The 12,693-nt window shown below is 59.3% G+C and carries 7 protein-coding genes; 2 read left to right on the top strand and 5 right to left on the bottom strand.

Annotated elements, in window-relative coordinates; translation table 11 throughout:
• Positions 1-620 precede the first annotated feature (620 nt).
• A complete protein-coding gene (locus tag P6U25_RS11065) occupies positions 621-1,880 on the bottom strand; it encodes a Glu/Leu/Phe/Val dehydrogenase (RefSeq protein ID WP_280973050.1) in 1,260 nt (419 codons plus the stop codon).
• A gap of 830 nt (positions 1,881-2,710) precedes the next feature.
• Between P6U25_RS11065 and P6U25_RS11060 the strand changes: the two genes are divergently transcribed.
• Positions 2,711-4,372: an MFS transporter gene (locus P6U25_RS11060; RefSeq protein WP_407151253.1), complete on the top strand. Its 1,662-nt coding sequence runs from the start codon at positions 2,711-2,713 to the stop codon at positions 4,370-4,372.
• A gap of 1,033 nt (positions 4,373-5,405) precedes the next feature.
• On the opposite strand, the gene P6U25_RS11055 is transcribed toward P6U25_RS11060, so the two are convergent.
• From P6U25_RS11055 to P6U25_RS11045, 3 genes are all read right to left on the bottom strand, one after another.
• Positions 5,406-5,759, bottom strand: coding sequence for an integration host factor subunit beta (locus tag P6U25_RS11055; RefSeq protein WP_280973053.1), 354 nt, complete (start codon positions 5,757-5,759; stop codon positions 5,406-5,408).
• Positions 5,760-6,751: 992 nt separating this feature from the next.
• The gene (locus P6U25_RS11050) at positions 6,752-7,141 is read right to left on the bottom strand and encodes a hypothetical protein (protein WP_280973054.1); all 390 of its coding nucleotides are present in this window, start codon (positions 7,139-7,141) and stop codon (positions 6,752-6,754) included.
• Between the two features lie 730 nt (positions 7,142-7,871).
• The gene (locus P6U25_RS11045) at positions 7,872-8,519 is read right to left on the bottom strand and encodes an FkbM family methyltransferase (protein WP_280973055.1); all 648 of its coding nucleotides are present in this window, start codon (positions 8,517-8,519) and stop codon (positions 7,872-7,874) included.
• Positions 8,520-10,068: 1,549 nt separating this feature from the next.
• Here P6U25_RS11045 and P6U25_RS11040 point away from each other — a divergent pair.
• Positions 10,069-10,986: a hypothetical protein gene (locus tag P6U25_RS11040; RefSeq protein ID WP_407151252.1), complete on the top strand. Its 918-nt coding sequence runs from the start codon at positions 10,069-10,071 to the stop codon at positions 10,984-10,986.
• A gap of 762 nt (positions 10,987-11,748) precedes the next feature.
• Here P6U25_RS11040 and P6U25_RS11035 read toward each other — a convergent pair.
• The gene (locus P6U25_RS11035; RefSeq protein WP_280973057.1) at positions 11,749-12,426 is read right to left on the bottom strand and encodes an energy-coupling factor ABC transporter permease; all 678 of its coding nucleotides are present in this window, start codon (positions 12,424-12,426) and stop codon (positions 11,749-11,751) included.
• Positions 12,427-12,693 lie beyond the last annotated feature (267 nt).

Below are 12,693 nucleotides of genomic sequence, written 5' to 3'. Positions count from 1 at the left end.
AGACCAGGTTCGAATGCTAGGAAGGTTGGCTTTCGAGAAGCTGACTAACGCGAGGAGAAGGGTGAGCCCCCGCTGCTGGGTCTGCCGTCTCGGATGACGGCAGGCTGGCTGAGAGGCGTTCTGGACTCTGTTGGTGCGACGAGCGCGCTCCTCGACTCCGACAAGCACCGGCACCTCAACCCTCGGTTGCGCCTGGGCAATCGTCGGCGAAAGCCCCTGATTTCAGGCCGGAGCAACGACTAAGGACGCGGCGGCGGGACGAGACAGGATTTGCCGCAACAGAAGCCTGAGCCAGCGCATGCGGCGGCGGAAGCGTCGCCGACGGCAACTCGGGTTGAGCCGTGCCGCATCTGGACCCATTCATCATGCGTATCGTACGGATGCGCCAGACATTGCATCAGCATAATATGGCTCTGACTGTGTCCCGACGCACCGCCAAATGGACTGAAGGAGCAGAGCGCCGGGGCGACCGTGCTCCGCCCTGGTGCGGTCGTAACCGCTCGACACATGCCTGCCGTCATCGCGGTCGCCAAACGACACGCGAGCACGGTCGCTGGCCGTTCCACTTGAGAGTCTCTCGCGGCTGCGTCGCGCTCAGTCAATTCGGTGCTCGGATATCGCTACGGAAACAGTCCACGCGTGTCCTTTGCACCACGGACCCGCTCCACACCAATTGCCATAGCGGCGCTCCGGTTGAAAATCTTGTCTCGCCTGCTTCGCGACAATACGCGCTCAAACGCGCGATCGAGCACTTGGTACTCTCGCCGCATCACCTCTTCCTCCTCCCAGAACAATCGCTGAAGGTCCTGCACCCATTCGAAGTAGCTGACCACCACACCTCCTGAGTTGCACAAAATATCCGGGATCACAAAGATCTCCTTCTGACGCTTCTCGAGAACTCGATCGGCCTCTGGCGTGGTCGGACCATTCGCTCCTTCAGCAAGTATCCGGCAACGCAGGTTACCGGCAATTTTGCCGTTGATGACCCGTTCCACGGCGGCTGGAACAAGCACATCGCACTGCAACGTCAGCATCTCCATTGAGTCCAAAGCAAGTTCGCTGGAGTAGCCGTTCAGGCTCCCTCGCGAGGCTGCATGCCTGACCAACTGGGGAATGTCGAGGCCCGCGGGCCGATATAGCGCGCCGGTGTGATCGCTTACCGCAATCACTTTCACACCCATATTGTGCAGTTCGAGCGCGGCGATCGAACCGACATTTCCGAACCCCTGTACGACCGCGGTTGCACCACTGAGACGGATCTTAAGCTCATCTGCGGCACGATGAACCAAATGAGCGACGCCTCTGCCTGTGGCTTCACGACGTCCCAATGTTCCGCCGGCGCTGACGGGCTTTCCCGTCACGATTTCCGTGACTGTTTGCCCTTGATACATAGAGTAGGTGTCCATGAACCAGGCCATGATCTGCTCGTTGGTTCCCATGTCGGGCGCCATCACATCTGTATGCGGTCCAACGAACGGAATCATCTCCTGCATATAGCGACGCGAAAGCACCTCAAGTTCGCGCTTGGACAAGCTTGAGGGATCGACGTTGATTCCTCCCTTCGCGCCACCATAGGGCAATCCGACCAGTGCGCACTTCCAGCTCATCCAGATGGCGAGTGCCGCAACTTCGCCGAGATCAACGCTTGCAGCGAAGCGCGTACCACCTTTCGTTGGGCCAAGCGTTAGGTGATGCTGCACGCGATAGCCCTCGAAGACCGCCATCGTGCCGTCATCACGATGAATCGGACAAGAGACCGTGACCGCGCGCTTTGGCATCAGTAGCCGAGCTCTCGCGTCCTGCGGTATGCATAGATAATCTGCGATGACCTCGAATTGCTTCACGGCCATGTCAAAGACAGGTCCACGGTATGCCGTCACGTTCGCTTCCCTAGGATGAAGATTGCATGGTGGATCAAGCAACGGTGTCAGTATTTCGATTCTCGAATACTTTCATTCCACCTGCGATAGACCCGCTCTCTGCGGCCTCAACAATCGTTGGTCCCGCAGCTCCAATCGAGATCGATCTCTTGCGCCATCTTGCGTTCGGCGGAGCTCGTTCGCTAGCATCGCCGCCTGAGACGGGTTAGAACCCGCGCCAGACACACTGGCACGAAGCCATTCGGTAGGCGACAGCAAACTCCACCAATCACCGCACACCTGTATGAGTTTGATATTGGACAAGTCCCGCGACATGGAATGTGTCGGCTCCGTCTGATCGAGAGCGCAGTTCACCACGCATCTCGCGGCGCAGAACATTTCGTACACCGCTGGCAGGGTTATATTGACAGATTGTGCTCGCAGTTGGATGCGCACTTTGTACGAAACGGACCAATGCGATCGTTCTACGCCCGCCTTCTTCTCGTGGCATAGCGTGCCTTCATCGTCTTCAGCGATCGCCGGACGTTGTGGGACAAGTTGCGACAGGTGGCTCGAGGAGCAAAAGCGTACGCGAGAGCGCAATCGGCGCTTCCCTGTTGCATCTTCGTTGCATCATGTCGTGATAGGAGATTGCAGATATCACGCCGGTAAGGGTGCCGCTTCGCACGCCGCCATTATCATCGTCTGCGTCACAGGCGATCGACGCAGCGCTTCACGCATGCCAGACTTTTGAGCGCGGCATCGCGCCGGGAACATCCTTGTGATCCGCACCCGACTCGAATCATGGTAGATCATCACGAACCGATATGATCGATCGAGCCAAAGTCCAGATGCGTAGCGCTGCCGACGGCATCACGGCGCCGCTTCGGCACGCGACCTTCCGGCGCATCTGGCTTGCGAGCCTCCTCTCGAATCTCGGCATCCTGATTCAAGGTGTTGGTGCGGCTTGGGCAATGACGCAGATGACGTCCTCGGCCGACAAGGTCGCATTGGTGCAGACCGCACTGTTGCTGCCGGTGATGCTGATTTCGTTACCAGCCGGCGCGATCGCCGATATGTATGACCGTCGCATCGTCGCACTGATCTCGCTTGGCATCGCGTGCGCCGGCGCAACCGCCCTCACCGTGGTCGCCTGGCTTAGTCTAGCCACACCGAACCTCTTGCTCATGCTTTGCTTCATCGTCGGCAGCGGCATGGCGCTGATGGGACCGGCTTGGCAATCGTCGGTTGGCGAACAAGTGCCGTTGGAAGCGCAGCTGCCTGCGGCAGTCGCGCTGAACGGCATCAGCTACAATATCGCGCGCAGCGTAGGTCCGGCGATCGGCGGCGTCGTGGTGGCGACTGCGGGCGCAGTGGCCGCATTCGCGCTTAACACGTTGCTCTATCTGCCGCTGGTAATCGCCTTGTTCCTTTGGAAACGCAGCAGCGCGCCCTCACGCCTGCCGCCTGAAGGGTTCAGCCGCGCGATAGTGTCCGGTGTGCGCTACATCAGCAATTCGCCATCGATCAAGATTGTGCTCGTCCGCACTTTGGTGACCGGCGTCGTCGGCGGCGCAGTCACCGCGCTGATGCCGCTGGTGGCGCGCGACCTCTTGCATGGTGACGCTCAGACCTACGGCATCATGCTCGGCGCCTTTGGCCTGGGCGCGGTGGTCGGCGCACTGAACATCACCGAGATCCGCAAGCGGATGAGCGGCGAGGCCGCAATCCGCGCCTGCGCGCTGACGATGGGCGCGGCGATCGCCGCGGTCGCGCTCAGCCGCGAAGCTGTGTTGACCGCGGCGGCACTGGTCCTGGCCGGGGCCGTCTGGATGATGGCGTGGACCGTGTTCAACATTGGGGTGCAGTTGTCGGCACCGCGCTGGGTGGCCGGACGCTCGCTCGCAGCCTATCAGGCGGCGAGCTCAGGCGGAATTGCCGTCGGCAGCTGGGGTTGGGGTCATCTAACCGACGCGGCAGGGGTCGAAACTGCGCTCATGGTGTCGGCCGCCTTGATGCTGGCCTCTCCACTGATCGGCCGTTGGCTGCCCATGCCCCGCGTCGGCGCGAGAGGAGAAGAAGCCGCGCTTGTCGGCGATCCCGAGGTACGTCTCGCCTTGACCGGGCGTAGCGGACCGCTCGTCGTCGAGATCGAGTATCGGGTTGCACAGGAGAATGCGCGAGCGTTTCATAATGTGATGCAGGACGTGCAACTGTCACGCCAGCGCAACGGGGCCTATGGCTGGTCGATCGCGCGCGACATTGCCGATCCCGAATTGTGGACCGAGCGCTATCACTGCCCGACCTGGTTCGACTACTTGCGCTGGCGCAACCGCTCGACCCAGTGGGAACGTGAATTGGAGCAGCGGGCCATTCGCTTCCATCTCGGCCCTGCCCCGGTACGCGTCCGCCGCATGTTGGAGAGGCCGTTCGGCTCAGTCCGTTGGAAGGACGACACGCCCGAACTGGGACCCGCGATAATACGGCCGCAAGCTCGGCAAAGGCACCAATAGCCGGCCGCCCCGGCCGATCGGGTGGACCAGCTTGCTGAGAGTTGAACCGTCTGGGACACTAAACAACCGAACACCGATTTTCCCGCAGGTTCCACAGCGAGTTCAAAGGCTGGCCATCGGCCCGCGATCGGGTCATTGGTCTCAGCTTCGCCTGGCGTGCCGATCAACACTCGACAATCGCCGCATCAGATCCTGCCTTTTTCGGAAGGCTCTCAAAGAGCCTGCCTGCGCCAAAGTTCAACGAACTTCAGTCCAATGGCGCAGCGAAGATGCATGATGTCCTCGAAGAAGCAGGAATAGTGCATCCGGAATCAGTTATCGGTTTTATATCAAAGTGGGCATTGGAACTACCGCTCCTGGCTTGTCTAATTGTGCAATCGAGGGTGATTGATGCGCAATCATGACCTTGTCTCCGGCAGCCTTCTCGCACTGACTGCGACCAGCTTCGCGCTGCTCTGTTCGAGCCTGCTCGTCCTTGCCTTCATTTAGCCGGACGTCCTGATTGTTTTACACGCGCCGTGAAGGCGAACCACCGCGCTCCACGGGGCCCAAAGCCGGCAAGGACTTTGATGCCGTCGTTGTCCGAGGGAAGCTGAGAACGTCGCGTTGCACGTGCAGCCTACAGCCAGGACAGCGGACACAACTGCGTGCATATGCATGTCTGGGTTCGTCGAGGCGCATGAGGCACGTAGACTGTCCTGGACGACGTCGCATAAGCGCCCTTCTTTCTGCGCGATCGTCACGAGCTTCGAATGGCTCACCCCTCGGTCGAAATGGATCATTGCCGCGCTGATCGGCGCAGCCGGCCTCATATCAAGGGCCGCAGAGAATGTCCGCTGTCGACGGTCGTGGTTTGACCGCTCACCGTCGTCAACCTAACCATCCGATTTCAGCGGTGACGGTCATGGGTCAGGTAGAAAAACGCTTCAATTTGAGTCCGCGCCGGCCGCATGGCGAGTACGGCCGCATTGCGCATAGACGAAACAAAAGACAGCCTTGTGGTGATTGCGGGCGAAGATCAGTTGCCCTGTGGTCACGCGGTTTCTTTTGGCCAAATACATCTGTCGAGCTGCTTGTCGGATGGTGAGGATACCGTCTCGCATTGCATCTCGCGCTTCAGGCGCTCGCGCATTTCCTTGCCGGCCTTGAAGGACGGAAGGCGCTTCTGGTCAATGTGAACGTTCCGCCCTGTTCGTGGGTCGCGGCCCGTGCGAGCCCGGCGTTGCTTGACCGAAAATACTCCGAAGCCACGCAACTCGACCCGGTCGCCGCGCACGAGTGCGTCGACGATCTCGTCCAGGATTGCGCTTACGATTTTCTCGACGTCACGCTGATAAAGATGCGGGCTGCGGTCGCTGATGCGCTGAACGAGCTCGGACTTGATCATCGACGCGGGTATCCACTCTATTTTGCGAGAGGCCGCCATATCTGCGAAAGCGTCGGCAACTGTCAAGCATGCCAGGCAGATCGGGCGACGCTTGAGACACCCGCCATTGTCACTGTCAAATTTGGCAGACTACGGGAATTTGTCCTCGTCCTAGACGAAACCAGCGCCTGCCATACCTCGCTGCTCGGCGCTGGGCGGCCGACGAGTTTCGGCGCCGTCCGGATCGTACCAGCGTTGGTGCCCTTGCAGGCCAGCGCGAGATCAGTGCGGACCTCGAGGCAAGACTGTCCATGGCCGAATAAAAGCACCTCAGATCAAAATGAGGATTATTGACGAAAACACGCCGTCACCAACGAAGGACGACCCAGGACTTTCACGATCGGCTTATAGAAAACGGTCGCGCAGATGTAGGCAATAAGACGCAAAGGCAGCGATTGGCAAGATCGCGACATGTCAGCATTCGCTCAGTGGTCGGATGGCGTCTCCTCTGGAACAGCAAAGCCGGCCTTTACGCGATCCAACACGACCATCATTTTGACCCTCGATGTCCTGGTTCCAGAGAGAGTGCTGGTGAACTGCTCGAATTCTCCCATGATGCGGGCCGTATTATATAGGACGAAATCCGCCTCGCCGGATTATCGAGGTACATCGGCTCCTGCTGAGGCCGTTCGCTCTGCGCCAATCGTCCAACCAGCGCCCGCGTTGCGTCCACGACATGGACGCCGCAATCATCTGGTCATTGACGATTCCGAGGACGGTTTCTCGCCGATCGTGCTCGGCCCGGGCCGCAACGTCAGTCGATACCGACGGCTTTTGCCGAACCTCGGGCAAACACGGAACCTTCTTGAGCCAGGCAGGACAAATTGAGCTCCTGAACGCGCTCTTTCGGCGGAACCCATCGGCTCGCTCCATAGGCTTGATCACCACCAGGAAACCATGACGTTCTGACGCACGGCCGCGGAGATAGAATTGATCGACCGCGTATCGAATATTCAGGCGATGTGGGCGCGTGGACTGCGCCGTTGCCGCGATCTTCCACGAGCTCGCCGAGATGCCTTACCCCTCATCGGCGGGATTTTACCAAGGGCACATTCGGGCTCTGGAGTGTTTGTGTCGACGACTGACGGCCGCTCGTGGCTCTCCATGTATTCCAGCACGCCACGCCCCTTCTCCGTGATGTGCCATCCGAACGAGTAGCGTTCGACAAGCCTCATGGAAAATATACTCAGATCAGGTACCCTGGCAGCGAGGCGCTTGGTGCGCTCGGACCAATCTTGGCCGCTCGTGGCCAGAATGGCAATGTCGCGCTTGAGATCGTCGAGCTTGGCGAGGCCATTCGGATAGCTAACAAGCAGCTTCAAAATGGTCACCTGAAGATTCATGGACCACTACAGGGCAACGAGAAATAGGCGAGCTTCTGAAGCAGGCCGACACATGGGACGTCACTCAAAAAGTATGGAGCGCAATGTGCCTCAACTGCTTATGCGGAACAAGCCCATCCGAAGACGGCGCGAGCGTACGCCTCGGACATAGTGCGCGGATGAGCTCTCGCCTGTGAGAAGCGGCCGCCTTGAAATATTCGAGCGACCGCCAGTTCAAGGGTCTTGAATCGCACGTGGCGTCATATTGTAATATCTGAAACCAGATCAACCGACGGGGAAACCCGGCCGTCTGGGACGATCGCGTAGATCCGGCGCGACGAATTTCACCTCGTTGGCCTGTAGATCCTTTGCCGCGCCTGAGGCGAGGCAAAGACGGTCGATGCCGTTGATCGATGCAGGGTCGCAGGCGGCGCCGGGAATCAATAGTCGCGCGCGAGATCGCTCGACAGGAGCATGGCGGGTCTGATGCTGGACGAAGATGGGTCGTGCTGACTGCCAAGTACCGTTAGGACTGAAGATTGCGCCGATTGCAACCATTCAAGCGCGACGGTCGGGATTGAAGCGAGGATGCGCCATCAAAACCAATCGTGCACCATCTCGCTCCTCTTCGCAACGTGCCGCATAGAAGCTGGCAGGGTCGATATCACAAAACGAGTACCCTGTGGTTCACGGTCGGCCACGATGCGAACATTGGATGGCACGCCTGTCGTGCCCAAAAGCGGCGATCGTTCTAAAATCGCGTGTTCTTGAGCAGCACATCGCCTTCTACCGCGCCCGGATAATGGGTTGCCACTTCGAACGAAGGCAACAGCTCAAGAATGGCCTGCAAGGATAGCTGCCCTTCGTAGAGCTCCCGGTCGCTGTATTCTGTATAAATAAAGCGCGTATTGCTGAAGGCCTTTCTGCCGCCCGCGATCACATCGGACTCTGCTCCCTGCACGTCCATCCAAATGAAATCGATCTTGTCCAGCTTCGCTTCGCTACACCAGTCGTCCAGCCGTCGCGTTTCAACCGAGAATGGCTTGTCAAACCGGACCCACCCGTACTCGGTGAGATGGTTTTTGGGCCGGCGTATCGAGCCCGAGAGATCCCATTCCTTCGCCTCTCCCTCCCCATTGCTTGGGTGGAATTCGATCGATCCATTTCGATCGCTGATCGCGACCTCAAACAGCCTCACCTTGTCGAGGCACGGTCCCAGGTTGTTCTTGAAACGAGCGATCGCTCGAGGGTCCGGCTCAAAGCAATAGAGCTGCGCCTGCGGGCACAGCTTGAGAAAATGTTTCGTATCGGTGCCGTCGTTGCAACCGATATCCAGGATGACCGGGTTTGGCTTCTGGAGAAGCGAAATAATGTGCCGGTGCACTTCTGCGGAAGACATGGGCTCTTTTCCCATCGGCGTGGAGGTCCATTGATACCTTGTCCGAAAAGCGCAATTACACGGCAGCTCTCCACGCACAACGTATATCAACGTATATTGTAGATATCCCGAAACTGGCGATGGTTCAGGGCGTCGCTAGCATCGATGGTGCCACTCGCACGCGAGCCTGGCGATCTACTGCCCACCGGAGGGTCAACGCTCCAAGAACCGAAAACGGTGGCAGCGAAGGATCGCGTCTCGAGCACATCAGATGATCTCGAATCTCTGCAAGAAGAGCTTTCTGCACGCCGGCGCGCTCGATACTCTCGGCGGAATGATGATGCGGATCTCCTTTACTGCAAGCAAAAGGCTGATGACGTCAATACTTGACGAGATTCGACGATTGGCTTGGACTGCCAAGGCGTCCGCGTGCTGCTCGCTGCAGGCAAGCCATCCGGTGTCTGCAGTCCGCCAAGCTGTCTGCTGCGCGACATTTGCCGCACAAGGAATGTCGGTATTTCTCAACATTTGCAATGGCCCAAATCCTGCTTCTTGTTCGAGACCAAGAAGATCGAGGTGAAGTCATCTGCCTCGACACCACATTCAACCATCGCTCGCCAGATATGAATTGATGCATCTTTCTCCCACCTTCTTCATTGCGCGTGTCTCGGCTCCTTCGAGATCAGACTGGCGTCGCTGCAGGTCTTTCTATCGACAACGAAGACGCACCGCTGGGCGTGATCGAAGAAACCGGAGAACCTGCAGGTCTATCCCATCGCTTCACACTCCGATCACGGATGCTCGTTGACGCGGCATCTTCGTGGCCGGCGCCATTGACGGCTGGCGGTCCGGCCTCAACAGCAACCGATCACCAAAATCCGTCCGACGGCCGCTTGCCGGACCTTCGTCGGCCCCAACCACCAGCAGACGCCGGCGGCAGCGCCTGTTGCCGACGCCGGCTGCGAACAATGCCAAGCAGCGAGCACTTTCTTGATTGAACGATTGGGGGCCGCAAGCCGCTGGACGCTCACCGCTGGGGCCGGCTGTCTGCTGACATCGAACCTGAAGTTCCGATCCATGATAAAGAAGAGAGGACGATAGACGAATGAAAGGGGATCTCATACTCGTTGGGCTTGGTCCCTACGCCCGGGCGAAGTACATTCCTCTGATCGAGAATGCCGTCGCCGGCAGGCTGGCGTCGGACTTTCATGTCGTTGAGCTTGAGAGCGCCAGAGATGGCGTGAATGCCTTCTTTCGGAGTCGCGCATGCAAGCCGGCGAGCGTCTCATACGTCCCCGATCTGCGCCGATACGGAATCTGGTACTCCCGTGATGGGGAGGACGTTCTCAAAGCCAGAGCAACTCCAGCCACGAAAGTAATCATCTCAACGGAACCAAAGGCTCATCTAGGCTACCTCCGAGCGGCTCTCGGACTTGGCCTCGATTGTCTGGTCGATAAGCCCGTCATACTTCCCATGACTTCGTGTGGGCGCCCTGCAGCCAACCGCATCGTTGATGCAATCACGGAGCTGAAGGAGATCTGCAGGCGCACAGGCGGGCGTTGCGCCGTAATGACGCCTCGCCGTTACAATGCCGTCTACGAACTGATTGGATGGTATGCGCGCCACGCTTCTCGCAAGCTCGGTACCCCGGTCACGTATATTGGTATCGAGCATCACGCGGGGGTATGGAACACCGAGGAGGAGATACTCTGCCGCGAAGACCATCCCTACCGGTACGGCTACGGAATGCTTTGTCATTCCGGCTATCACTACATCGACGTTCTTTCCGGCATGCTGGCTCACAACGAGGATAACTTTGGGGGCCTCGCGATCGAATTGGATATCCACCGGGCGACGGCGGCCGACCAGGTCCGGCAGATCGGCCCGGACGCGGTGCGCAGGCTTCGGGGCGAGGCACCAATTCCTGGACTGTCCCCCACTCCGACGTTCTGGGGCGAGACTGACCTCGTCTCAGCTGGAGCCGCACGCCGTAGTGGAAGCCGCGAAACCGTTTGCCTTTTCCGGCTCGACCTCCTGCAGACCAGCGTATCACTTCGCAATTGGCGCCAGCTGCCTACCAATGTCTACAACAAGAATGGGCGGTACACCTCGGAGGCTATCCGCTTGAACATCGGTCCGTTCGCTGCGATCGAGGCTAGAGTTTTTCAGCGGATGCATTCGGACAGAGACGGTGGTCCGCGGTCCGCCAAGGAGGCGCATATTATGCTTTGCCGGAATGGCGGCTTCCTCGGCCGATCCGCTTTGCGGGAGAGGGTCTATTCAGCACGCGATACCCTCGTCGAAAACGCCGACCTTGGCGCTAGCCGCAAACGACTGTTTAACGATTGGCTTGGAGGCCGCAGCGGCAAGAGCGCCCTCGAGTCGCACACCCGAACGATCTCACTCTTCGCTCGCTATCTGGCGGCGCTCACAACGGATCCGGCTGATTCCACCGCATCACTCACGATTGACGATGTCTCGGCGTGACATTCGTCCAAGTTGAGTTCGGCGTGCTCTGGCCCGTTCCGCAACGTTGGCGCGAGAATTATCGAACCCGGAGGATACCAATTTTCATTGTAAGCCGGCAGGCCCACCGGGTGCGGCCCCGCATTGGCAGGGGATGTCCGTCCCGAATGGACTGCCATATGATTGGAGCGTTCATGAAATTCGTATTTGCCTTCGCCCGGTCGCTGTAGCTGGCGGCCGGGCTTTTTGGGCCGGTCTTCCAGCGGGACGATCAGGCCAGACGCCCGTCCGCGATGGGCCACTTCTTCACAGTTGCCGCCGCTTGCGCCGCGCTGGCAGGCACGCATAACTGCGCAGGCTGGGTGTCAATCCAGCGTGATGGATGAACGCCGGCACCAGATAACCGAGAGAGAGTCGCTTGAAGGCGAGGCTGAGCGACTGCAGGATAGCGAAGTCACCGCTTGCCGACTGGATTTGACGCCGACTTCGCTGCAACCCGTCGCGTCGGAGGCCTGAGGGTGGCGAACCAAATTCCTCGCCGCCATAGGAGCTCCCACGCCGGTGGGCGCCCAGTCTGCCCGATGATCGACGACGAGCAAGAGAGAAGCTGCCCTCACGCGCAGTCCGGCCCATTCCTCCTATAGCTCCACGAAATGTCGACGGTTTGCTATTCCGTGCGAGCCGCGGCGAGCGTCAGCTTCCCGGTATTCCCGCAACCGATACACAATCGGGAACAGAGCCACATCCCTTGAATGGCGGCACATCCCGTCCCGCCGATCATCGCTAGCCAGAGTTGTGGAGGCGGGTCGTCACCAGCGCATCGGCGGTCAGATCACGCACTGCCTTGGCTGTCGCCAACACCGCAAGGTCGGCGAACGGCTCGATGACAATGACGATCGCATAGGATGCGGCGAAAGTTACGATGTTGGAAAGGTTCGCCGCGCCAAATCCGGCGCCATACAGGGCCCAGAAGGCCACCCACGCCACGATACCCGACTGATATGCGGTCGATAGCGCCAGCGTTTGCGAGTATCGGAGGTCGACATAAGCGGTGTTGCGGGAAATGATACGCTGGGCAAGCGCCTGAATCGCGAGCAGCGGGACCAAAAGTGTGGTTACGTTCATGCCATATTGCGGTAGGTCGGTCGGCACGAAGCACAGGCCTTGCACCAGAAGGCCGAGCGCCAATCCGAGCGCAGCTGGCGCTGCACCGAACAACAAGAACAGTGTCGAGCCGAGGATGAAGTGCACTTCGGACACCCCGACCGGATAATGCGGCAAGATCTCAAAAAACGTGAAGACGAGCGCAGTCGCCACGCCCGTCCGCACCAGAAACGACGCGATGCCCTTTTCACGAACGGTTTCGACCGCGAGCTTGAGCGCGACCCCGCCTACGGCCATGCCCGTCGCGTAGCCCAGCACGAGCTTCGTGCCCGTTACGAGTCCCGGTTCGATATGCATCCTCTTATGTCCTTCCTGCCGTCACACCCGACGGCCCTGGCGCCAAAGAACGAGCGGAGCCGCTCTCCTGGCTTGCGGGCCAAGAGAGATCGGCGGCATTGCTTTGCTGCTCGGGCCAGTGGCGCATTGCAGCCTCTCGCCTTGCGGTCGTAAGGGCGAGTGCAATACTGGGCGCAGCAACTGCCTCATCGCTCATTCCCGATCATGCTTCGACCTCTTGTGCTATAGTTCGAGTGGCATGCATGTGGTGTTTGCCTCTTCCGAGCA

This window comes from Bradyrhizobium sp. ORS 86 (assembly GCF_045571475.1).
Classification (GTDB): domain Bacteria; phylum Pseudomonadota; class Alphaproteobacteria; order Rhizobiales; family Xanthobacteraceae; genus Bradyrhizobium.
This window is presented reverse-complemented; position numbering and strand designations above follow the sequence as displayed.

Coding starts and splice junctions, on each gene's coding strand:
- P6U25_RS11060 (WP_407151253.1), top strand. CDS start 2,711: ATGCGTAGCGCTGCCGACGGCATCACGGCGCCGCTTCGGCACGCGACC.
- P6U25_RS11055 (WP_280973053.1), bottom strand. CDS start 5,759: ATGATCAAGTCCGAGCTCGTTCAGCGCATCAGCGACCGCAGCCCGCAT.
- P6U25_RS11050 (WP_280973054.1), bottom strand. CDS start 7,141: ATGAATCTTCAGGTGACCATTTTGAAGCTGCTTGTTAGCTATCCGAAT.
- P6U25_RS11045 (WP_280973055.1), bottom strand. CDS start 8,519: ATGTCTTCCGCAGAAGTGCACCGGCACATTATTTCGCTTCTCCAGAAG.
- P6U25_RS11040 (WP_407151252.1), top strand. CDS start 10,069: ATGACGCCTCGCCGTTACAATGCCGTCTACGAACTGATTGGATGGTAT.
- P6U25_RS11035 (WP_280973057.1), bottom strand. CDS start 12,426: ATGCATATCGAACCGGGACTCGTAACGGGCACGAAGCTCGTGCTGGGC.